Here is a 20,598-nt window from a genome sequence, read left to right as displayed (position 1 = left end):
GACCCGGTTGCCGGCGATAGCGTGAGATTTCACAACAGTCGATGGGGAAACAGCCATGACCAAAGTCCCTCGCGAGACGTGAGCAAGAAGGGGAAACAGGGACTGCGGTCAATGAGCGTGAGTTGGCACCAGTTCAATCTGGTAAGGCTTGAAAATCGCCAGCAGTTGGCCGTTATCCCGAAGCTTCTGCAGCAATTGTCCAAACGTTTCACTGGTAATCGGCGCCTGTGGCCGGATCAGTGCATAGTGGTGGTAAACCTGGTCGATACGTTCGGACACCAGCAACTGGGGACCGACCTCGGGGTTGCGCAGCACGTAATCGTTCAAGTACGAACGGGTCACCAGGGCGATGTCCGCCCGCCCCCGCAAGACCATCAGCAGGTTGCTGTCGTGGGAGTACGTCAGCGTGGCGTTGTATTGGCCAATCAGGAACTTGGGGTCGGCGTTGAACTCGGCAAAGGCGTAGTGGTAGCCGCTGAACAGCGCCAGGCGTTTGCCCCTCAGGTCGGAGAAGTAGCTCTGCTGGCGATCCGGCTGACGTTGGGCGACGAAGACTTCCGCATCTTCCAGCCCCATGTCCACTGCGGTATGAGGCACATCCTTCCAGCCCCAGTCGGGGTTCTCGAAGATCGCCATATCGACCCGGCCTTGCTTGAAATCATTGAAACGGCGGGGAATCGACGTCGGTACCAGTTCGAACTGATAATCGGTCTGGGAGTGATTCAGGGCTTCGACCAACTGCGGAAGCAGGCCGGTGTCGACGCCGTTTTCCGGGCGCACGGTGTAGGGTGGAAAATGCGCAGCTCCGATCCTGACCAGTTGCGCCGCCGAGGCCGGCACCATCAGGAAAACAGCCAGTGCAGCCAGCAAGACACGCGAGGTCATCCTCTTCGGCGAAAACGTCAAGGCACCACTCCCCAAAAGTCCATGCATACATTCAAGCTAGGCGGTTTCAACCACTTAGCCAGCTCTGCGACCCCTTGAAGCGGCCGCTTGATTATTGTTTTTGTTCCAGTACCAGAATCAACGCTTGCTCGGCCAGTTGGTCGAGGCTCAGGCAACCCTCGGCGCGAAACCAGGTAGTGGTCCAGGACAATGCTCCAGTGAGAAAACGCCGGGTAATGAACACGTCTGCGCGAATATACCCGGCATCCTTGGCCCGACCCAATACTTCGAGCCACAAGTCTTCGTAAATATTCCGCAATGCCAGCACTTGCCGCTGCCCTTCCTGAGATAGCGAGCGCCACTCATAGATCAATACCGCCATTGCCTCGCCGGTGCCGCCCATGATCGACTGCAATTCACAGCGGATCAGAGCAAGCACTTGTTCGCGCACACTGCCCGCCTCGGCCAGTGCCGCACGCATCAAGGCGGTGTTGTAGCGGATGGTTTCTTCCATCACCGCCCGCAGGATCTCGTCCTTGCTTTTGAAGTGGTGGAAAATGCTGCCGGACTGAATGCCCACGGCGCTCGCCAGGTCGCGCACCGTGGTGCGTTCGAAGCCTTTGTTGCGAAACAGATGGGCGGCGGTCTGGAGCAGTTTGCCGCGAGCGCTGCCTGGGTCGGTCAATTGTCCGAGGCCAACCAGCTCATGCATCACCGTCAGGGCTTTTTGCTCGTCCACCCATTCTCTCCCGCAGTCGTCGTGGCGCCGGCAATTTAAGCCGAGCCGGCCACCCAGGCAAGCGCTCGGGCAGAATTTGAGTACTCGAATTAACCGTACAGGCCACTAGGCGAATGTATCGCATTTGACTACGCTCAAAGCCATCTGCACGCCGACACCGGGAACCCCACGATGCCTCAATGGCTGGTGATTGATCTGGAGGCCACCACCGATGAAGGTGGCTGGCCGGTAGCCGAAATGGAAATTATCGAGATCGGCGCCACGCTGGTGAACCGTGACGGGCGCGAGCTGGATCATTTCCAGCGTTTCGTGCGCCCCCTGAGACGACCGCTGCTCACGTCCTTTTGCCGCGAGCTGACGCACATCACCCAAGCCAGCATCGACAGCGCGGCGCCCATCTCCGAGGTCTGGCCAGCGTTCGAACGCTGGCTGGCGCCCTACCACGCGAACCTGGGGGGCTGGGTCAGTTGGGGCGACTATGATCGCAAACAGTTGCTCCAGGAATGGCAGCAGCAACACTTGCACAGTGTTCTTGCCCACGTACCCCACATGAATCTCAAGCAACGCTTTGCCAAGGCCCGTCGGCTCGATCGGCCTCTGGGACTTAACGGGGCGTTACAACTGGCCGGCCTGCAGTTTTCCGGTCAACAGCATCGCGCCCTGGAAGATGCGCGCAATACGGCAAGGTTATTGCCCCTGGTGCTGGCGGATTGATCGGTCTGCGCCACAGATGACGAGTGTCGAAGCCTTGTGCATACTGGCCGGCCTTTTTCAGCCCTTTTTCGAGGAATCGCCCATGTTCAAAGTCAACGAGTACTTCGACGGAACCGTCAAGTCGATCGCATTCGGTACGGCTGAAGGCCCTGCGACCATCGGCGTCATGGCTCCGGGCGAATACGAGTTCGGCACGGCCCAGCGGGAAATCATGCACGTTGTGTCCGGCGCCCTGACCGTGAAGCTGCCCGGCGCCACCGAATGGGAAACCTTCGAGGCCGGCAGCCAGTTCAAGGTACCGGCCGACAGCAAGTTCCAGCTCAAGGTGGCGGTCGACACAGCCTACCTGTGTGAATACCGCGCGTAAGAGCTGTCGACACTGCCTACCTGTGAACACCGCCCGTAGGAGCTGTCGAGTGCAACGAGGCTGCGATCTTGTCCCAGGCAGTTGAGTCTTTAGCAAAAGACCAATATCAAAAGATCGCAGCCTTCGCCAGCTCCTACAGAGGACTGCGCAGGATTTACTCGAGCACTTCAACCGGCATGCCGACTTCAAGCCGGCCATTGCTGTCATTGACCAGGTTCTGACCAAACATCGGACCGTCCGGTGTCGAACGATACTGCTGCAAAGTGGCAAAAGGTTCACGGCCCGGATCGCGCTCGCCGGTCTGTGGGTCCACCGTGGTCATGATGCAACGCGAGCAGGGTTTGACCACCCGGAACACCACATCGCCGATACGAATGCGCTTCCACCCATCCTCGGCAAACGCCTGGCTGCCTTCGATCACCAGGTTGGGACGAAAACGCAGCATCTCCATCGGACGACCGACCCGATTCGACAGATCCTGCAGCGAGTCCTGGCCGATCAGCAGTAACGGGAATCCGTCGGCGAAGGCAACCTTGTCGTCGTCCTTGCCATAACCGGCCGCCGTGGTACGTGCAAGTTCCACCGGCACATGCACCAGGCGCGTGGCGTTGCCGATGAATTCGCTGACCCAGGCCCCCGCCTCGTCACCAGCATCCGGCACGCGCAGGGTATCGCGCCAGATAATCACCCCGCGGCGCTGCTCTTCCCGGGCAGAGGGCAGCGGCACGTCGATACTGCCGTAGCCCGGCGCACTGAGGGTCAGACCTCCCGCCTCATTCCACAATGCCGAGAGCTGGCTCATCTTCGCCACGGCCCGCTGGGTCAGGAAGCGCCCACTGGCTTCATCCACCAGCATCCAGCGCCGGTCACCGTCCAGGCCGAGCTTGTCCAGGCCAATCCCTTGCAGGGGCTGGCCCTTACCGGACTTCAACGGATAACGGTACAGCGCGCTCAGACGCAACATGGTCAGCTCCCGGATGGTGAAAAAACGCCACCATATACGAGCCCGCCATCGAAGCAAACCACGATCGGCTTCAGTCGAGCATCAGTCGCTGGCGCACCACGTCGACCAGTTTGTCCGGCTGGAATTTGGAGAGGAAATTGTCGCAGCCGACCTTCTTGACCATCGAGTCGTTGAAGCTGCCGGACAACGAGGTATGCAACACCACGTAAAGCCCACGCAACCGCGGGTCGTTACGGATTTCAGTAGTGAGGCGGTAGCCATCCATTTCCGGCATTTCCGCGTCAGTGAAGATCATCAGCAGCTTATCGGTCATCACCTCACCACTGTCGGCCCAGGCCTTGAGCATGTTCAGGGCCTTCAATCCGTCGCTGGCAATATGCATCTTTATGCCCAACTGACCCAGGGTGTCACGCAGTTGCGACAGCGCGACGTTGGAGTCGTCCACCAGCAACACTTCACGTCCACGGGCACGCTCCAGCACCGGGTCTTCGAGTTTGTCTCGGGAAACCTTGGCATTGTACGGCACGATTTCGGCCAGGACTTTTTCCACGTCGATGATTTCCACCAACTGATCGTCCACCTTGCTGATGGCGGTCAGGTAGTGTTCACGGCCGGCGCTGGTCGGAGGCGGCAGGATCGCTTCCCAGTTCATGTTGACGATGCGATCCACCCCCCCCACCAGGAACGCCTGAACCGAGCGATTGTATTCAGTCACAATAATGGTGCTGTTGGCTCCCGGCACCAATGGACGCATGCCGATAGCCTGGGACAGATCAATCACCGGCAACGTCTGGCCTCGCAGGTTGACCACGCCACAGACAAATGGATGGCGTTGCGGCATCAGGGTCAACTTCGGCAGTTGCAGCACTTCCTGGACCTTGAAAACGTTAATGGCGAACAATTGCCGGCCCGCCAGGCGAAACATGAGAATTTCCAGGCGATTCTCACCCACCAGCTGGGTTCGTTGATCTACCGTGTCGAGAATGCTGGCCATCGATGACTCCTGGGATTGTTCGGATGAATCCAATAGAACAGCTATCGGCCGCCCAAAGCGGATCTTGACCCCTGACCAAAATAGCTGCGCGCAGGATTGATATCACCTTAACATCATGCTTTACTGCATTCACCCTTCACCCCGCTTGTTCTCCCCGCCGCGCGACCTCGTTTTGCGCATAAGGTTCCCCTGCCTAAGGGATTCCCCTAGGTACAATCAGGTCCAACCTGATATTCCCAATATCCAATAGCCATTAATGTGACGCCATTCTCATTGCTGAACGGAGTCAGGCCTTTGTGTGCGACCGCAGGACATCGGACTTCCAGCCTTTCGGCCGATCCCGCCAGTGCAATCGCTTGCAGGCTCGTCCTTACCCAAGGCAAGGGCGCAACGACGCAGGTTCGTTCGTTGCCGAGCGCTCGGTCCCGTCGTTCGCCTCAAGCGGTTTCCTTTCGCCTGACATGATGTTGTGGAGATAAGCATGCCGAACGATCGTAAGAATTGGCTCCAGCGCTTTCCCGAATTCCTGACCGAAGCCGAGACACTTCTGGCCAAGTCGGAGGAATGCCTGAGCCACCTGCAACTGATCAACAACGACAAGGACGCGATCGATTGCATGCTCAGCTCCCTGCTGAAGCTGGCAAACAAGGCAAATGCCTTGGCGCTGGAAGCCGTTTCGGAGTTTTCTCTGCATATCCATGGCTTACTCAGCCATGCGCAAAACCACATGGAATTGCACGATCAGGCGCTGGAGGCATTGAAGGACTGCTTCACGCTGATGGCATGGCAACTTGAATTGGTCGATCCTGCCACCGGCCAGCTCGGCCTGGACAACAGCGAACAGACCTCGTTGATCGAAGCATTTGCGCTCCAGGTGGGCCAGAATCCCTGCGAGATATTGACCGCAGCACCTCCACTGAGCCTGCTTACCTATTCACAGAAACAAGCGTGATACCGGCGATGCGGGCCCAGCCCGACGCGCGTGCTCCACGGTGCTTTCAAGCCGCCATGCCGAGCGCGACCAACCATGGATGAAGTGGTACTATGTCTCGCGTCAGAGGCTTCAACACGACGACAGGAAATACCGTCAATCTGAAGCCAGCCTCGACCTGAACCATTTACCGACCCGGGCCGTCCCCTGTGCTGACCGGCTCGCCCGCAGCGAACATTCATTGGCTCCATCCGTCATGTACGCCAGCCTCAAGTCATTCATCACCTGGCCACCATCCCGAGAAAACGCCCGCCGGTTCACACTGTTTCTGTGTACCTGCTCGACTCTCGGCTGCCTGCTGATCTATCTGTTCGCCCGCACACTGCCCTTGGGCTTGCTGATATTGAATATTGCGGCCCTGGCCTGTGTCTGGACCCAATACCAGTTGTCGCGAAAGTCCATCAAGTTCCAACCCCAGGAGTTGGCCGACCGGCTGCTCGAAGTCCAGGAAAATGAGCGCCATCGGCTCAGTCGCGAACTGCATGACGACATCGGCCAGCTACTGACAGCGGCGAAACTGCAGAGCGAGTGGCTCAAGCGCCGAGTGCCGGATGATCTGCAAGCGCAGTGCTCGATACTCGGCGAAACCCTGGACGAAACCCTCAACAAAGTCCGCGATGTATCGGCCATTCTCAACCCGAGGCAGTTGACCAGCCTCGGGCTTGAAGCCAGCCTGCGCGCCCACCTGCTCAAGACATTGGCCAATACCCCGGTAAAATGGAGCCTCGACTGCCAGCAGCGCATGACGGGCATCCCGGAGGAAATGGCAGTCGCCGCTTTTCGAATCACTCAGGAAGCAGTCACCAACGTCTTGCGCCATGCCCAAGCGAATAATCTGCTGGTACGCCTGCAGCGCCTGCCAGAAGGCCTGTTCCTGCTGATACGCGACGACGGTCATGGCTTCGCCCCCGCATCCCACCCCGCTCGCGAAGGACAACGCGGCATGGCCGGCATGTCAGAGCGAGTCGAACAGCTGGGCGGCACGCTGGAAGTCACCAGTGAAGCCGGCAAGGGCACGCATATCGAAGCCCGTTTTCCCTGGGCGCCTCGCGCCCTGGCACGGGCCAATAAAAATAAGGTTCTCCATTGACTTGTAACTTGCTTCTGGTAGATGACCATTCACTGATCCGCGCCGGCGTGCGCGCACTGATCATGGACCTGCCCGACTATGCCGTCATCGGTGAAGCCAGTGACGGTACCCAACTGCTGGCGCTGGTCGAACGGCTGGACCCCGATATAGTGCTGCTGGACATCTCCATGAAGAACACCAGCGGCCTGGACGCCCTGCGCGAGCTCAAGCGGGCACGGCCGCGCAGCAAGGTACTGATCCTGTCGATGCATACCGATCCGGCGCTGATCATGCAGGCGCTGGAATCCGGCGCCCACGGATATCTGCTCAAGGATACGACGGCCACTGAGCTGGAACACGCCCTGAACGCACTACGTAACGATGAACACTACCTGAGTCCCGCCATCGCCCATACCGTGATCAACCAGGCCCTGACCCGCACCCAGCAGAAGCATCCGCCCTCCCCTGCCCATACCCACAATCTGACGGCACGCCAGCTGGAAATACTGCGGCTGATCGTGCGAGGCAAATCCACCCGCGAAATTGCCAACGGCCTGAGCCTGAGCATCAAGACCGTGGAAACCCACCGGGCCCAGATCATGAAGCGCCTGCAGATCCACGACGTGGCCGGCCTGGTGCTTTTCGCTGTGCGTGAGCAGATTATCAGCCTGGACGATTGAGCTGCGCCGAGGCGACCAGCAAAGGCGAGTCGGGTGGCAAATGTACACGCAGCGCTTTCGGACGCACTGTGAAGCGCAGGTCATCTACCTGCAAGGGTTCGCCATCCAGATTGATATCCAGGCCCTGGGCCACCTTGATCTCCACCCATGGCAAGCGTGCACGCACGAACATGTTGTCGATGCCCAGACCACCGGCCAGCAAGTCCTTTAGCGTGCTGACCACTTCCTGGGGGGCCGGCAGGACACTGATGTCCAGTAATCCGTCATCGACCAGTGCCTGCGGACACAATTCATGGCCTCCTCCGGCCTGCCGGCCGTTACCGATGCCCAACGCCAGCAGATCGCCCTGCCAACTGAATCCGGGCCCCTGCAATTCGCCATAGGCCGCACTCAACTCACTGAAACGCGTGATTCCGGTAAACAGGTAAGCGGCGCCCCCCAGTACCTTCTTGAGCTCTTCGGAGGTATTCGCCGTGACCTGGCTGCCGAAACCGCCCGTGGCCATGTTGAGGAAAATCCGCCCGCCGACCTCACCCAGATCGATCGGGTGCGGTTCAACGTCCAGCAGATCCAGGGCACGATCCGGCTCCAGCGGGACCCCGATCGCCCGGGCAAAATCATTCGCGGTGCCCAGGGGCAGCAACACCAGACTGGCATCGCCGGGCTTGAGGGCCAGCGTTTCGGCGATATCACGCAAGGTTCCATCACCGCCACCGGCAATCAGCCGCGTATAACCGGCCTCCAGCGCTTCTTCGACACACCGCCGGGCATCGCCCGCCTCCCAGGTCAACCGGACCGCCAGGTCCCAGCCTTGCTTGCGCCTAAGCATCACTGCGGCGCGAACCTCTTCGTTGAGCGCTTGCTTGCCATGCAGAATCAATAGCGCCTTGCCCTTGCTCATCCCTATCTCCGTCGTTGGAAGGTTCCAGGGATTGGGACCGCGCATTTGGCTGAAAAAGCCCTCGCCACGTCAATTTAACCGGAAAATATCCATACCTGGTCCACGGCTAAGCCGCCAGCCGGCGCATCGGAGCGACGTTTCCGCACGCAAAGAGTTTTCTTACAAGACTTGGCGAAACAGCTCAATTGACCCTCCAGCAGTATTGAGACACCTTGGCACTCTGTTGTGCTGGACCGATAAAAAACACTTATTACACAAGGATGTGCTAACCCATGGATGGATACGTCACGGCCCGCAGGGTACGGATCAGTGGTTCGAACAATAGTGGCCGAAGGGATGAAGCGTCCCATGCATAGCCATGAATACAAGCTGTCGCCTCGACAGTTCGCACCTCTCGGGGGCGAGCGGGCCGATGCTCAGAACGAATGCAAAAGTTGCAGCAATCCCGTTGGAGGAGTCGATTTGGAACCGCGCGTCGTTGAACTGGAAACCCACCTTAAGTACATCCGCCGAGACATGGATGAAATCCGTACCGATGTAAAGGTAATCCGACACAGACTTGCCTACTCGGCCGGCGCGGCGGCAGTGATCGTCGGCCTTATGGGCTGGATCGCGAACAGCCGTTTCGATCAACTGGTGACGCTGCTGTCGCGATAAAGCGATGGACGCAGGCATCGGACATCGACTTGTGCCGGAATACACCGCCTGCAGAGGTGGTGTCCCGTCGCACAAATACAGTTTATTTCCGATGGCGTCTGTTGCCGTGAAAGCTGCCGTCAAAAAGTCTGTATCTGCGAGACGGGATATAAGTGGCCTGTGTGGCTATTTCGTGCAGGTCACTAGCCCAGAAGTTCGCTCAAAGGGATGAAGCCCACTTCATCACCCTCGACCAACGTCTGCCCCTCAAGCACCTCTACCAGTCCTTCGGCCCAGGCCGCACTGCGCAGAACCCCGGAGCTCTGATTCCGGTAGATGATTGCCCGGCCGTTTTCCATACGGCCTCGCAGGTATTCTCGCCGACTGCCTGCCTTGGACCAGACAAACCCGGCCGCCACCTTGAACTTCAGCGGCACCACCGATTGAACGCCTTGGCGTCGCAGCAGGTAAGGCCTGGCCAGCAACGCAAAAGTCACCAGGGTCGAGGCAGGATTTCCAGGCAAGCCTATGACCGGCACGCCACGGAAGTGCCCAACCGTCAGGGGTTTCCCGGGTTTGATGGCGAGTTTCCAGAGTGTCAGCTCTCCTTCCTCGCGTAGCACCACGCCCAGGAAATCCGCCTCCCCTACCGATACACCACCGGTAGACAGGATCAGATCAACATCCGACAGCTGGGCCAGGCGGGTCCGGGTAGTCGACAAGTCGTCCGGCAGGATACCTGCGTCAACCACTTCACAACCCAGTCGCTGCAGCCAGCCACAGAGCAGCACGCGGTTGCTGTTATAGATCTGGCCGGGGCCCAGAGGCTGACCGGGCTCGACCAGTTCATCACCGGTGGACAGGACCGCGACCCGGACCTTGCGTATCACATCCAGGGACGCGCAGCCCAGGGATGCGGCCAGCCCCAATTCGATCGGTCCCAGGCGAGTGCCGGCAGCCAGTACCTGTTCGCCAACGGTGGTTTCCTGCCCTTGGGGGCGGATGTTCTGTCCGTTGGACAAGGACTCGGTAAACCGTACTCGCTGGTCGCTTTCAACCAGGACGTTTTCCTGCATTTCCACGCAGTCGGCCCCGGCGGGAACCGGCGCTCCCGTAAAGATCCGCGCGCAGGTCCCGACAGCCAGCGGTTGCGCAGCCTGCCCGGCGAAGATCCGCTGGCTGACCGCCAGCGGTTCACCTTTCCAGTCAGCCAGCCGCAATGCATAACCGTCCATGGCGCTGTTGGGCCACGGCGGCAGATCCAGGGTCGACACCAGATCCTCCGCAAGCACCCGCCCTTGCGCCTCAGCCAGCGGCAGGCGCTCGTGCTGGGTCACCGGCGTGGCCGCGGCCATTGCCAGCAGTTGCTCCAATGCGACTTCGACAGCCATCAAAGCGCCGGTCTTGCCAGGTTTACCCACGGGATTCACAAGGAGCCGCCTGTTTCAGATGGGCCACGAAGTTGCAGGGTCGGTGCCGCGCATCCAGTTGCTCGGCGAGAATCCCGTCCCAACCGGTGCGCACCGCGTTGGTAGAGCCCGGCAAACAGCACACCAGCGTGCCATTGGCCAGGCCCGCCAGTGCTCGGGACTGAACGGTGGAGGTGCCGATGTCGGCCACGGAAATCTGCCGAAACAACTCACCGAAACCGTCGACCTGCTTGTCCAGCAGGCACGCGACCGCTTCCGGGGTGCTGTCACGTCCGGTAAAACCGGTGCCACCGGTGATCAGCACCACCTGCACTACCTCATCGGCAATCCAGCTCGCAACTTGCGCCCGAATCTTGTACAGATCATCTTTGAGCAGGACTCGCGCCGCCAGGTTATGCCCGGCCGCACAGAGCCGATCGACGAAAACCTGCCCGGACGTGTCGGTTTCCAGGGTACGGGTATCACTGACAGTCAGCACCGCGATGTTGAGCGGCACGAAAGGTACATCAGCCTTGGCTTTCATAGCTCGTCCAGTTGTAGGGGAAACAGCCCGGTGTTATATCACAGCGCTTCATTTTTTCGCCTGTGCGGAGACACACCATGACCTCGAATACTGCCCTGCCACCCTGCTCCATCCTGCTGTTGGCCGGTGGCCGCGGACAACGCATGGGTGGGCGGGACAAAGGCCTGGTGGAATGGCAGGGCGAGCCGTTGATCGTCCATCTCCAGCGCAAGACCCGCGCATTGAGCGATGACCTGATCATCTCCTGCAACCGCAACCCTGAACGTTATGCGCTGTATGCCGATCGATTGGTACATGACGATGAAGGCGATTATCCCGGCCCCCTGGCAGGCATCCGGGCCGGCCTAAAGGTGGCAAGGCATCCGTATCTGCTGGTGCTGCCGTGCGATGTACCGCAGATTGATTCCGGTCTTCTCGACAGTATGCGCACGATGGCCAGCCAGCATCCCCACGTGCCGCTGATGGTGCGCCACGGCGAACATTGGGAACCGCTGCTATGCGTCATTCCACTGGCCCTGGCGGCAGCGTTCGAAGAGGCCTGGCGCGAAGGCGAACGCAGCCCCGGCCGTATCATGCGCACACTGCACGCCATTGCATTGCAATGTCCGGCCGACGATCCCCGGCTGGCGAACCTGAACACGCCGGAACTGCTGACGCGACATAAAGGCCACTAGCCAGGAACTTGCGTGAGATGTATACGTCTGAAGGTCAGTAACCTGAAGAATTCATTTTCGGAGAAGTACCATGACACAACGGACCCTCGCCACTTTCATGCTCGCACTGGGCCTCGCCACTCTTGCCGGTTGCGCATCGCCTACAGTGATTACCTTGAATGACGGTCGCGAAATCCAGGCCGTCGACACCCCCCAGTACGATGAAGACACTGGCTTCTACGAGTTCGAACAACTGGACGGCAAGCACACCCGCGTGAACAAGGATCAGGTTCGCACCGTCAAAGATCTGTAAGCCCCGATGCTGCAACCCGATACAGAAAAGCCCGCAATGCAATATTGCGGGCTTTTTGATGACTGCTCGACAAGCGAAGCTACCACTGGAGCGTAATACCGCTTTCGAACACTCGCTCCTCACCCGTGACCGGATCAATGAAACGCAGCCCCTGGGCCAGCAGTTTAAGGGGATTGGCGTAGTCATCCTCCACATCCCTGAGCACGTCAGGGTAGAACGGGTCGTTGCAGATACCCGCCCCCAGGGCATTCATATGAACCCGCAACTGATGCTTCTTCCCGGTGACCGGAGACAGGCCGTAGCGCCACAGCTCAGCGTTTTTTTCCAGAACCTCGATGGTCGTTTCAGTGTTCGGTTCGCCCGCTCCTTCCTGCATCCGGAAGAATGGTTCGCCATCAATCATCCGGCTTCTATGCACCCGCGGAAAGGTTAGCTGAGGCAACGCACGGGCAATGGCCTGGTAGCGTTTCTCGATCCTTCGCGTCGGGAACAATGACTGGTAAGCCGATCGGCTCTGGGGATTGGCCGAGAACAGCACCAGCCCGGCCGTGTGCCGGTCGATACGGTGCAAGGGCACCAGATGAGGATTGTCCAGCCGCCGGATCAAGCGTCGCAACAGGGTTTGCTCGACGTACTCCCCCGCCGGAGTGACAGGCAGGAAATGCGGTTTGTCCGCCACTACCAGATGTTCATCAACGTACAGGATCGACTCCACGACCGGGATCGGCTTCTCGTCGGCCACTTCACGAAAGTAATGAATGCGCAAGCCTTCACGGTATGGCAGATCAACAGGAATCGCCTTGCCCTCTGCGTCCAGCACCCGGCCCCGGGCAATGCGGTCTCGCCACTGCTCGCGGCTGATGGCACTGAAATGCTCGCACAGGCAATCCAGCACCGTCTGCCAGGAACCGGGGGGCAGGTATAAAGTGCTGGCCTGATGGTGTGCAGCGGAAAACGATGAACCGGACATCGGACACTCTTGAACATTTTGCGGGGCGACATTATCCGACAGTCGCACAAGCCAGCCCAGCAATGATTACCTCACGCCGGAAGCGAGACAGGACGTGCCGCCGCCTCGGTGAACTCCTTCAACCAGCGCAGCACTTCCACCGCCTCCCAGCGACCCGGGTCGTACAGCGCATACAACAAGCCCTGATAGCCCACCACATCCAGTTGCTTGTGATATCCGGCACGCTGGAACAGCGCTTCGATCTCAGCGAAGCAGGTGTTGAAATGCAGCTTGTTGAACGGTGTCTTGCCTTCGGTCACCAGCCCGTCCAGGCGCAGTTCCAGGACAGCCTCGCGCACAACGTCCACGGACATCCTGTTCACGCTGTTCTTCAATTGTTCGACATTGACCAAGGGATGCACTCCAGATAACTGTATAGGCATACAGTAACCGAAGAGCACCATTTTCGCCAATGGCGGTATGAGGACATGACGGACGGACCGGTCAGCGCAGAAAGGCGGCAACCCGATCGGGGTCATCGAAAGGCCAGTCAAGTTCGGCACCGGTATCGACCCGGCGCAGCACCGGAATGCGCAGTCCATAAGCGTCGGACATCGCCTCGCTTTCCGCAATATCCACCAGTTCCACCAGCAAGCCGTGCTCAACGAAAGGCATCAACACCCCTTCGGCAACTTCGCAGAGATGACAACCCAGGGTACCGAACAGTTGGCATTCAGGAGGCATGGCTGGTAGACCCACAAAAGATAGACGGTCATTCTAGGCGCACCCTCGGAAACCGTCGAGCCGGGCATTCCGCATCGGCAAAACGCTGATGCAAATCACTGAACGCAAATGTCTTTTCGACAACCCTGGTCAGCTTTCCCCTTCTACGCTGTCTACCGAGCCTTGAAACGGAGTGTCCCTTGTTTGCCAACCTGCTGATCATTCTCGCCTCGTCACTGGTGGTCATCGCCCTGTTCAGACGACTGCGCCTGCCACCGGTGCTGGGTTACCTCTGCGTCGGGTTGGCCATAGGCCCCACCGCCCTGGACTGGGTGAATGACAGCGAGGGACTGCCGGACCTGGCCGAACTCGGCGTGGTATTCCTGTTGTTTTCGCTGGGGCTGGAATTCTCTCTGTCCAGGATGCTTGAGCTGCGCCGCGTGGTGTTCGGCCTCGGCAGCCTCCAGGTGGTGTGCTCGGGAGCGCTCCTGGGTGTGCTGCTGGTGCTCTGCGGCGCGCCGGTATTGGCCGCGTTGCTGCTCGGGGCCGGACTGGCGTTGTCGTCGACTGCCATTGTCAGCAAGGAGCTGACCAGCCTGGGGGAGATCTTCAGCAGCCACGGACAGAACGCCATCGGCGTATTGCTGTTCCAGGACGTTGTCGCGGTGCTGTTGCTGACCCTGGTGCCGGTGTTCGCCGGCAGCAGTTCGCAGGCGTGGTATTGGGCACTGCCCGTGACACTGGGCAAGACGCTGGTCCTGTTCGGCGGCTTGCTGCTGGCCAGCCGCCTGCTGCTGCCACGCCTGTTCCATGAAGTCGCCGCGTCCCGCTCTGCTGAATTGTTCGTGCTGCTGGCCCTGGTGATCGTGTTGCTGACCGCCTGGCTGACCCATCTGCTCGGCCTCTCACCGGCCCTGGGCGCTTTCCTGGCGGGCATGCTGCTGGGGGAAAGCCATTACCGACACCAGATCGAAGCCGATATCCGCCCGTTCCGTGACATTCTGCTGGGGCTGTTCTTCGTCAGCATCGGCATGCTGATCGATCTGCAACTGTTCGTCGATGACGGCCTGCTGATCCTCGGACTGACCCTGGGATTGATGCTCATCAAGGGCTGTGTGGTCGCCGCCCTGGTGAAATGGCGCGGCAGCGATGGTGAAACCGCCTGGCGCAGCGGCCTGGCCCTGGCCCAGGGCGGCGAATTCTGTTTCGCCCTGATGGCGCTGATGCAACAGAACCGCCTCCTGCCCGCCGACATCGGCGGTCTGCTGCTGGCAGCAACGTTCTGTTCAATGCTGCTCACACCACTCTTGCTGCGGGCCGCACCAACCATCGCCGCACGCCTGCATCGCAAACCCAACGAAGAAGCCCAACTGGACCAGATCAACGCGCTGAACGCGGACCTGTCGGGTCATGTGGTCATTTGCGGATACGGGCGCGTCGGTCAGTCCATCGCTCGGTTTCTGCGTCGGGAGGGCCAGGCGTTCGTTGCCCTGGATGATGACCCGGTCATCATCCAGGAAGCCAGCGTTGGGGAAAGCTGCGTGCATTATGGAGATTCGAGACGAGGGGATCTGCTGGTCGCCGTGGGGCTGAACCGCGCACGATTACTGGTGATCGCGGTCGACAAGACCGACATCGCCTTGACCGTGCTCAGGGCGGCCCGGCGGGTCAACCCTCAGGTTCCGATCCTGGTGCGCACCCGCGACGACAGTCAACTGGCCGAATTGCAGGCCGCCGGGGCCAGCGAAGTGGTCCCGGAGCTGCTGGAGTCGAGCCTGATGCTGGCCTCCCACGCCCTGATCATGCTCGGGCTGCCGGAACAGCAGGTCCGACAGCACGTGGATCAGGTCCGTCACGATCGCTATCGCCTGCTACACGGTTTTTATCCCGGTAACCAGGACAAGGACGCGTGACGACTCAGTCCTGGCTGACCGCACCGATCTTGTGAATCGACAGGTCAGCGCCGTAATACTCTTCTTCCTGGGACAAGCGCAGCCCCAACAGCGCCTTGATCACGCCGTAGACCGCGAACCCGCCGACCAATGCGATGACAATGCCCAGGGCAGTGCCGATCAGTTGGCTGACCAGGCTGACCCCACCCAGGCCGCCCAGGACGTCCTGGCCAAAGATGCCGCAGGCAATGCCACCCCAGACCCCGCACAACCCATGCAAGGGCCAGACACCGAGCACATCGTCGATCTTCCATTTGCCCTGGGCCGCGGTGAAGCACCAGACAAACAAGGCGCCCGCAATGGCACCAGTGGCCAGCGCGCCTACCGGGTGCATCAGATCGGAACCGGCACAGACCGCCACCAGCCCGGCCAACGGACCGTTGTGCAGGAAGCCGGGGTCGTTGCGTCCAACGAGCAATGCCGCCACTGTACCGCCGACCATGGCCATCAACGAATTGACCGCCACCAAACCGCTCACCCCTGGCAGGGTCTGGGCGCTCATCACGTTGAAACCGAACCAACCGACAATCAGGATCCACGACCCCAAGGCCAGGAATGGAATGCTCGACGGCGCGAACGCCACCAGGCGCCCCTCCCGGTAACGGCCGTTACGAGGCCCGAGCAACAGCACGGCCGCCAGCGCCAGCCAGCCGCCCATGGCATGCACGACCACGGAGCCGGCAAAGTCGTGGAAACTGGCACCGAAGCGGGCCAGCAACCAGGCCTGGAGGCCGAAATTTCCATTCCAGACGACGCCTTCGAAGAATGGATACACGAATGCCACGATCAACACCGTGGCACACAGCTGCGGCGCAAAGCGTGCACGTTCGGCAATACCGCCGGATATGATCGCCGGGATGGCGGCGGCGAAAGTCAGCAGGAAAAAAAACTTCACCAGGCTGTAGCCGTGATCGGTGCTCAGCACCGCGGCCGGTTGCAGGAACGTCACGCCGTAGGAAATCCAGTAGCCTATAAAGAAATAGGCCAGGGTCGAGACGGCAAAATCGCTGAGAATCTTCGACAGCGCATTGACCTGGTTTTTTTGCCGGACAGTTCCAACTTCCAGGAACGCAAAGCCGGCATGCATGGCCAGGACCATGACCGCACCCAGCAGGATGAACAGAGTGTTGGAACTGTGGATCAGACTGTCCACAGCGCTTTGCATATTTTCCATGGTGTTGGCAGACCTGAAAAAGTTGAAAGAAGCACCAAAGCGGCTCGCTCGACCCGTCAACGCACCAAGTTGAGACGGCTCGCTTGCCGATTAAAAGCCGGCGAACCGCTTTGGTGCGTTAAAAATGGCAATGCGATGTTCCGTTGCGAGGTGCTTCGCGGGTTTTGATTATTTGGGTTAAGGTTTTGCGGGCTGCGCCCAGCTTCAGCGCAGTGACACGGGGCGACGCACCAGCACATGGCAAAACCTTGAGCCAAAACAGAGCAAAAGTTGTACCAGCCACTTTCACTGAACCTTCCGGCAAGGCTTACACTCGAACGATTCAGACGTCATTTACGGAGATTCACCCATGGCCAGAACCCAGGCAAAGACTGCTCAAGAAATCCTGATAGAAGATTTTCAGACGCTGGTCAGCGACACCGAACGGCTGCTGGACCATACGGCTACGCTGGCGGGGGACCAGGCCGATGAGCTGCGCAACCAGATCCACGAGACGCTCCTGCGCGCGCGCGACACTCTCAAGCTGACCGAAGATTCCATGCGTGAGCGCGGCCAGGCTGCGGTCATCGCCACCGAGGAGTACGTACAGGCCAACCCTTGGCAGTCTGTCGGCATCGCTGCTGGCGTGGGCTTTCTGATCGGCCTGCTGGCAACACGGCGCTGATGATGGATATCAACGACTCCAGCTCGTCCGAATCGGGCACAGCTTCTTCAGCGCGCCGCCTGGGTGCAGCATTCCTCGGGCTGCTGCACAGCCACGTCGAACTGTTCGGGATGGAGCTGCAGGAACAGAAAGCCCGGACTGTCAGCCTGCTGCTGTTCGCCGGCCTGGCGCTGGTGTTCGCCCTGCTGCTGCTGGTAGGCCTCTCGACCCTGGTGCTGATTCTGGTGTGGGACACCTATCGCCTTGCGGGCATCATCGGCCTGTGCCTGTTCTATCTGTTGGCGGCATTGTTCTGCGGCCTTCGACTCAGGGCAGCGATCTACGATGAATCGACACCCTTCCACGCCACACTCGAAGAACTGAACAATGACCGGGAGCGCCTGCTGCCATGAGTCTGCCTGACATTCCTCAAGCCAGGACCCGCCAGGAAATGCGCAAGGCACTGGTACGCCTGCGCATGGAAATGCATCGCCAGGAAATCCGCCAGGAAACGCGCCAGCTGTTGCAACCGCTGCAGCGGGTACGAGGTCTTGGACAGAGCTGGCACGAAGGCTTCGGTATAAAACATGCGCCACTCTGGGGCATGGCGGCCGTGTCCTTGCTCGGCTTCATCGGTGGCAAACGGACCCGCAGCGGACGCAGCAGTGGCCTGGTTCGCCTGATCCGGCTGGCAACGACGCTGGTACCGCTGATCAAACTGGCCCGCAACGTACGCAAGCCCTGATGGGCTTGCGGGACGCTTCACGAACCGGGAAGCTAGGGCATCTCTATATCAACGGAGCAACCGGCCTTGGATTGGCATACCCTGCTGACTCGCGAACGCCTCGGAAAACCCGTGCACAGCCCGGAAGAGCTGGGCCGTAGCCCTTTTCACAAGGACCATGATCGCATCATCTTTTCCGGAGCCTTTCGTCGCCTCGGACGCAAGACGCAGGTCCACCCGGTTTCCAGCAACGACCACATCCACACGCGCCTGACCCATTCGCTGGAAGTCAGTTGCGTCGGGCGCTCTCTGGGCATGCGCGTGGGGGAAACCATCCGTAGCGCCCTGCCCGACTGGTGCGAACCGAGCGATCTGGGCATGGTGGTGCAATCCGCCTGCCTGGCCCACGATATCGGCAATCCACCCTTCGGTCACTCCGGCGAGGACGCCATCCGCTACTGGTTCCAGCAGGCAGCAGGCCGCGGCTGGCTCGATGCCATGAGCGAGGCCGAGCGCAGCGACTTTCTCAATTTCGAAGGCAACGCCCAGGGGTTCCGGGTCCTCACGCAACTTGAATACCATCAATTCGATGGAGGCACACGACTGACCTATGCCACCCTCGGTACCTACCTGAAATACCCCTGGACCGCCCGTCATGCCGACTCCCTGGGTTACAAGAAGCACAAGTTCGGTTGCTACCAGAGCGAATTGCCATTGCTGGAACAGATTGCCCACAAGCTAGGCCTGCCCCAGCTTGAGGATCAACGTTGGGCACGGCATCCGCTGGTGTACTTGATGGAGGCCGCCGATGACATCTGCTACGCGCTGATCGATCTGGAAGACGGCGTGGAAATGGAGCTGCTGGACTACTCCCAGGTGGAATCGCTGCTCCTGGATCTGGTGGGCGATGATATTCCGGATACCTACCGCCAACTCGGACCTCTGGATTCCCGACGACGCAAACTGGCGATCCTGCGGGGCAAGGCTATCGAACACCTGACCAACGCCGCCGCCCGGGCGTTCGTCGAGCAGCAGGAAGCCTTGCTGGCCGGCACGCTACCGGGCGACCTGGTGGAGCATATGCATGGCCCGGCCAAGCGTTGCGTGTTGAATGCCAAGGACATGGCGCGCAAGAAAATATTCCAGGACAAGCGCAAGACCCTGAATGAAATCGGTGCATACACCACGCTTGAAATCCTGCTCAACGGGTTCTGCGGAGCGGCCCTGGAACAGCATGGGGGTCGCTCACCTTCATTCAAGAATCGTCGTATTCTCGATCTGCTGGGGAACAATGCACCCGATCCCAATGGCCCCTTGCACGCCGCGTTCCTGCGGATGATCGATTTCATCGCCGGAATGACCGACAGTTACGCCAGCGAGATGGCACAGGAGATGACCGGCCGTACCCGCCAGTGACATTCCCCCCGTGGGAGCGAGCCTGCTCGCGATAGCGTCCGATCCGTTTGCCCTCGTGGCGACTGACACTCCGCTTCGGAAGCCGGCTGACTCCCACAACGGATTTGCAACGTCAGGCTCTGTACGAAAAGCCTTGGTACTCGTTCATGCTGCGTTGCAACCTCGGAATGCTCATGTACTCCAGTACACAGCGCTTGCTCGGCTGTTCTCGCGTTGCCTGACCTTCGTCTCAAGACTTCTCGTACAGAGCCTGGTTACACAGTATTGACGACATAATTTCTCCCTGCTTATAAGAGCTGACGCTCTAAAACCTTTTCCTGACCTATAGTCCGCTCATAAAAATGCCCCCCTCTCATTCCCATTACCTACTAAAAACCCAATTACCTCGTAGTACCCCGCTTCTTTTTTTGTAGGAAACTTCCGAAATTGAATATGTACGCCCGTCTCCTCGTACGACCGCGACTGTAACTGGGCTAAGGTGCGCGCTTTATTAAGCTCGCAAGGGACTTTATTCATGAACTCCGTTTTCATTGTCGACGATCATCCGGTCATTCGCCTCGCCGTTCGCATGCTTCTGGAGCATGAGGGTTATAAAGTCGTAGGAGAAACCGACAATGGCGTCGATGCGATGCAAATGGTGCGCGAATGCATGCCGGACCTGGTTATCCTGGACATCAGCATTCCCAAGCTGGACGGATTGGAGATCCTCTCGCGCTTCAACGCCATGACAACCCCCCTGAAAACACTGGTGCTCACGGCACAGTCACCGACTCTGTTCGGTATCAGGTGCATGCAGTCCGGAGCCTCCGGTTATGTTTGTAAACAGGAAGACCTCAGCGAGCTGGTCAGCGCAATCAAGGCCGTATTATCCGGCTACAACTATTTCCCCAGTCAGGCATTGAATCCGGTGCGCCCAGATGATCCGCGCAGTATAGAGCTGGATCTTTTCAAGAACGTCAATGATCGGGAGTTGATGGTACTGCAACTTTTTGCCCAGGGCCGCACCAACAAGGAAATAGCCAAAGGCATGTTCCTAAGTAATAAAACCGTGAGTACCTATAAAAAACGGTTGATGCAAAAACTCAAGGTCAAGTCCCTGGTAGAACTGATTGAAATGGCGAAACGAAACGCATTGGTGTGAGAATAAACAGGATGTTC

General features: G+C 59.4%; 25 protein-coding genes. 14 read left to right on the top strand and 11 right to left on the bottom strand.

Annotated elements, in window-relative coordinates; translation table 11 throughout:
• Positions 1-108: 108 nt before the first annotated feature.
• Complete coding sequence (locus QZH45_RS10485; RefSeq protein WP_055137373.1) at positions 109-885, bottom strand: substrate-binding periplasmic protein; 777 nt, start codon at positions 883-885, stop codon at positions 109-111.
• A 112-nt stretch (positions 886-997) separates the two neighbouring features.
• Positions 998-1,624 carry a TetR/AcrR family transcriptional regulator gene (locus tag QZH45_RS10480; protein ID WP_024776734.1) on the bottom strand — a complete coding sequence of 209 codons (627 nt, stop codon included), beginning with the start codon at positions 1,622-1,624 and terminating at the stop codon, positions 998-1,000.
• A gap of 171 nt (positions 1,625-1,795) precedes the next feature.
• Between QZH45_RS10480 and QZH45_RS10475 the strand changes: the two genes are divergently transcribed.
• Positions 1,796-2,338: an exonuclease domain-containing protein gene (locus QZH45_RS10475; RefSeq protein ID WP_024776733.1), complete on the top strand. Its 543-nt coding sequence runs from the start codon at positions 1,796-1,798 to the stop codon at positions 2,336-2,338.
• 82 nt (positions 2,339-2,420) lie between these two features.
• Positions 2,421-2,705, top strand: a complete 285-nt coding sequence (locus QZH45_RS10470; protein ID WP_055136173.1) for a pyrimidine/purine nucleoside phosphorylase — start codon at positions 2,421-2,423, stop codon at positions 2,703-2,705.
• A gap of 154 nt (positions 2,706-2,859) precedes the next feature.
• Here the strand turns inward: QZH45_RS10470 and QZH45_RS10465 are convergent, their stop codons facing one another.
• Together QZH45_RS10465 and QZH45_RS10460 are read right to left on the bottom strand one after the other, a co-directional pair.
• Positions 2,860-3,669 (bottom strand): MOSC domain-containing protein, encoded by an 810-nt coding sequence (locus tag QZH45_RS10465; protein ID WP_024776731.1) that lies wholly within the window; start codon positions 3,667-3,669, stop codon positions 2,860-2,862.
• Positions 3,670-3,739: 70 nt separating this feature from the next.
• On the bottom strand, positions 3,740-4,663 hold the full coding sequence (locus QZH45_RS10460) for a chemotaxis protein CheV (RefSeq protein WP_024776730.1): 924 nt from the start codon (positions 4,661-4,663) through the stop codon (positions 3,740-3,742).
• 481 nt (positions 4,664-5,144) lie between these two features.
• Between QZH45_RS10460 and QZH45_RS10455 the strand changes: the two genes are divergently transcribed.
• The 3 genes from QZH45_RS10455 (at position 5,145) to QZH45_RS10445 (ending at position 7,403) form a co-directional block, all read left to right on the top strand.
• On the top strand, positions 5,145-5,615 hold the full coding sequence (locus QZH45_RS10455; RefSeq protein WP_024776729.1) for a hypothetical protein: 471 nt from the start codon (positions 5,145-5,147) through the stop codon (positions 5,613-5,615).
• Between the two features lie 235 nt (positions 5,616-5,850).
• Entirely contained in the window at positions 5,851-6,744 is an 894-nt protein-coding gene (locus QZH45_RS10450; RefSeq protein ID WP_024776728.1) for a sensor histidine kinase, read from the top strand.
• Positions 6,741-7,403 (top strand): response regulator transcription factor, encoded by a 663-nt coding sequence (locus QZH45_RS10445; RefSeq protein WP_024776727.1) that lies wholly within the window; start codon positions 6,741-6,743, stop codon positions 7,401-7,403. Before QZH45_RS10450 ends, QZH45_RS10445 begins: the two co-directional genes overlap by 4 nt.
• Here the strand turns inward: QZH45_RS10445 and yegS are convergent.
• A complete protein-coding gene (gene yegS, locus QZH45_RS10440; RefSeq protein WP_024776726.1) occupies positions 7,387-8,304 on the bottom strand; it encodes a lipid kinase YegS in 918 nt (305 codons plus the stop codon). The genes QZH45_RS10445 and yegS overlap by 17 nt on opposite strands.
• A 348-nt stretch (positions 8,305-8,652) precedes the next feature.
• Here yegS and QZH45_RS10435 point away from each other — a divergent pair, with 348 nt between their 5' ends.
• Positions 8,653-8,961 (top strand): hypothetical protein, encoded by a 309-nt coding sequence (locus QZH45_RS10435; protein WP_024776725.1) that lies wholly within the window; start codon positions 8,653-8,655, stop codon positions 8,959-8,961.
• A gap of 182 nt (positions 8,962-9,143) precedes the next feature.
• On the opposite strand, the gene QZH45_RS10430 is transcribed toward QZH45_RS10435, so the two are convergent.
• Both QZH45_RS10430 and moaB read right to left on the bottom strand, forming a co-directional pair.
• Positions 9,144-10,331, bottom strand: coding sequence for a molybdopterin molybdotransferase MoeA (locus QZH45_RS10430; protein WP_162164401.1), 1,188 nt, complete (start codon positions 10,329-10,331; stop codon positions 9,144-9,146).
• Positions 10,332-10,353: 22 nt separating this feature from the next.
• Entirely contained in the window at positions 10,354-10,893 is a 540-nt protein-coding gene (gene moaB, locus QZH45_RS10425) for a molybdenum cofactor biosynthesis protein B (RefSeq protein WP_024776723.1), read from the bottom strand.
• Positions 10,894-10,970: 77 nt separating this feature from the next.
• On the opposite strand from moaB, the gene mobA reads away from it, so the two are divergent.
• Both mobA and QZH45_RS10415 read left to right on the top strand, forming a co-directional pair.
• Entirely contained in the window at positions 10,971-11,567 is a 597-nt protein-coding gene (mobA, locus tag QZH45_RS10420) for a molybdenum cofactor guanylyltransferase MobA (RefSeq protein ID WP_024776722.1), read from the top strand.
• Positions 11,568-11,637: 70 nt separating this feature from the next.
• Positions 11,638-11,859, top strand: coding sequence for a YgdI/YgdR family lipoprotein (locus QZH45_RS10415; protein WP_024776721.1), 222 nt, complete (start codon positions 11,638-11,640; stop codon positions 11,857-11,859).
• A 79-nt stretch (positions 11,860-11,938) separates the two neighbouring features.
• Here QZH45_RS10415 and QZH45_RS10410 read toward each other — a convergent pair whose 3' ends face one another.
• The 3 genes from QZH45_RS10410 to QZH45_RS10400 all read right to left on the bottom strand — a co-directional run bounded on the left by QZH45_RS10410 (position 11,939) and on the right by QZH45_RS10400 (position 13,552).
• Complete coding sequence (locus QZH45_RS10410; RefSeq protein ID WP_024776720.1) at positions 11,939-12,829, bottom strand: pseudouridine synthase; 891 nt, start codon at positions 12,827-12,829, stop codon at positions 11,939-11,941.
• 71 nt (positions 12,830-12,900) lie between these two features.
• Positions 12,901-13,221 carry a transcriptional regulator gene (locus tag QZH45_RS10405; protein ID WP_024776719.1) on the bottom strand — a complete coding sequence of 107 codons (321 nt, stop codon included), beginning with the start codon at positions 13,219-13,221 and terminating at the stop codon, positions 12,901-12,903.
• A gap of 91 nt (positions 13,222-13,312) precedes the next feature.
• Positions 13,313-13,552, bottom strand: coding sequence for a glutaredoxin family protein (locus tag QZH45_RS10400; RefSeq protein WP_024776718.1), 240 nt, complete (start codon positions 13,550-13,552; stop codon positions 13,313-13,315).
• A gap of 179 nt (positions 13,553-13,731) precedes the next feature.
• On the opposite strand from QZH45_RS10400, the gene QZH45_RS10395 reads away from it, so the two are divergent.
• Positions 13,732-15,444 carry a cation:proton antiporter gene (locus QZH45_RS10395; protein WP_024776717.1) on the top strand — a complete coding sequence of 571 codons (1,713 nt, stop codon included), beginning with the start codon at positions 13,732-13,734 and terminating at the stop codon, positions 15,442-15,444.
• A 4-nt stretch (positions 15,445-15,448) separates the two neighbouring features.
• Here the strand turns inward: QZH45_RS10395 and QZH45_RS10390 are convergent, their stop codons facing one another.
• A complete protein-coding gene (locus tag QZH45_RS10390; RefSeq protein WP_055136170.1) occupies positions 15,449-16,657 on the bottom strand; it encodes an ammonium transporter in 1,209 nt (402 codons plus the stop codon).
• Positions 16,658-17,006: 349 nt separating this feature from the next.
• Here QZH45_RS10390 and QZH45_RS10385 point away from each other — a divergent pair, with 349 nt between their 5' ends.
• From QZH45_RS10385 to QZH45_RS10365, 5 genes are all read left to right on the top strand, one after another.
• On the top strand, positions 17,007-17,321 hold the full coding sequence (locus QZH45_RS10385; protein ID WP_024776715.1) for a DUF883 family protein: 315 nt from the start codon (positions 17,007-17,009) through the stop codon (positions 17,319-17,321).
• A gap of 2 nt (positions 17,322-17,323) precedes the next feature.
• Positions 17,324-17,713, top strand: a complete 390-nt coding sequence (locus QZH45_RS10380) for a phage holin family protein (RefSeq protein ID WP_024776714.1) — start codon at positions 17,324-17,326, stop codon at positions 17,711-17,713.
• Positions 17,710-18,045 (top strand): hypothetical protein, encoded by a 336-nt coding sequence (locus tag QZH45_RS10375; protein WP_047701523.1) that lies wholly within the window; start codon positions 17,710-17,712, stop codon positions 18,043-18,045. The genes QZH45_RS10380 and QZH45_RS10375 overlap by 4 nt, the downstream gene beginning before the upstream one ends.
• Positions 18,046-18,111: 66 nt before the next feature.
• Positions 18,112-19,440 (top strand): deoxyguanosinetriphosphate triphosphohydrolase, encoded by a 1,329-nt coding sequence (locus QZH45_RS10370; RefSeq protein ID WP_024776712.1) that lies wholly within the window; start codon positions 18,112-18,114, stop codon positions 19,438-19,440.
• Positions 19,441-19,954: 514 nt separating this feature from the next.
• On the top strand, positions 19,955-20,581 hold the full coding sequence (locus QZH45_RS10365) for a response regulator transcription factor (protein WP_024776711.1): 627 nt from the start codon (positions 19,955-19,957) through the stop codon (positions 20,579-20,581).
• Positions 20,582-20,598 lie beyond the last annotated feature (17 nt).

Origin of the sequence: Pseudomonas corrugata, assembly GCF_050920615.1 — a bacterium.
Taxonomy (GTDB): domain Bacteria; phylum Pseudomonadota; class Gammaproteobacteria; order Pseudomonadales; family Pseudomonadaceae; genus Aquipseudomonas; species Aquipseudomonas corrugata.
Note: the sequence above shows the minus strand (reverse complement) of the source record. Positions and strands in the feature narration are given on the sequence as shown.

Coding starts and splice junctions, on each gene's coding strand:
- QZH45_RS10485 (WP_055137373.1), bottom strand. CDS start 885: ATGACCTCGCGTGTCTTGCTGGCTGCACTGGCTGTTTTCCTGATGGTG.
- QZH45_RS10475 (WP_024776733.1), top strand. CDS start 1,796: ATGCCTCAATGGCTGGTGATTGATCTGGAGGCCACCACCGATGAAGGT.
- QZH45_RS10470 (WP_055136173.1), top strand. CDS start 2,421: ATGTTCAAAGTCAACGAGTACTTCGACGGAACCGTCAAGTCGATCGCA.
- QZH45_RS10465 (WP_024776731.1), bottom strand. CDS start 3,669: ATGTTGCGTCTGAGCGCGCTGTACCGTTATCCGTTGAAGTCCGGTAAG.
- QZH45_RS10460 (WP_024776730.1), bottom strand. CDS start 4,663: ATGGCCAGCATTCTCGACACGGTAGATCAACGAACCCAGCTGGTGGGT.
- QZH45_RS10455 (WP_024776729.1), top strand. CDS start 5,145: ATGCCGAACGATCGTAAGAATTGGCTCCAGCGCTTTCCCGAATTCCTG.
- QZH45_RS10450 (WP_024776728.1), top strand. CDS start 5,851: ATGTACGCCAGCCTCAAGTCATTCATCACCTGGCCACCATCCCGAGAA.
- yegS (WP_024776726.1), bottom strand. CDS start 8,304: ATGAGCAAGGGCAAGGCGCTATTGATTCTGCATGGCAAGCAAGCGCTC.
- QZH45_RS10435 (WP_024776725.1), top strand. CDS start 8,653: ATGCATAGCCATGAATACAAGCTGTCGCCTCGACAGTTCGCACCTCTC.
- QZH45_RS10430 (WP_162164401.1), bottom strand. CDS start 10,331: ATGGCTGTCGAAGTCGCATTGGAGCAACTGCTGGCAATGGCCGCGGCC.
- moaB (WP_024776723.1), bottom strand. CDS start 10,893: ATGAAAGCCAAGGCTGATGTACCTTTCGTGCCGCTCAACATCGCGGTG.
- mobA (WP_024776722.1), top strand. CDS start 10,971: ATGACCTCGAATACTGCCCTGCCACCCTGCTCCATCCTGCTGTTGGCC.
- QZH45_RS10415 (WP_024776721.1), top strand. CDS start 11,638: ATGACACAACGGACCCTCGCCACTTTCATGCTCGCACTGGGCCTCGCC.
- QZH45_RS10410 (WP_024776720.1), bottom strand. CDS start 12,829: ATGTCCGGTTCATCGTTTTCCGCTGCACACCATCAGGCCAGCACTTTA.
- QZH45_RS10400 (WP_024776718.1), bottom strand. CDS start 13,552: ATGCCTCCTGAATGCCAACTGTTCGGTACCCTGGGTTGTCATCTCTGC.
- QZH45_RS10390 (WP_055136170.1), bottom strand. CDS start 16,657: ATGGAAAATATGCAAAGCGCTGTGGACAGTCTGATCCACAGTTCCAAC.
- QZH45_RS10385 (WP_024776715.1), top strand. CDS start 17,007: ATGGCCAGAACCCAGGCAAAGACTGCTCAAGAAATCCTGATAGAAGAT.
- QZH45_RS10380 (WP_024776714.1), top strand. CDS start 17,324: ATGGATATCAACGACTCCAGCTCGTCCGAATCGGGCACAGCTTCTTCA.
- QZH45_RS10375 (WP_047701523.1), top strand. CDS start 17,710: ATGAGTCTGCCTGACATTCCTCAAGCCAGGACCCGCCAGGAAATGCGC.
- QZH45_RS10365 (WP_024776711.1), top strand. CDS start 19,955: ATGAACTCCGTTTTCATTGTCGACGATCATCCGGTCATTCGCCTCGCC.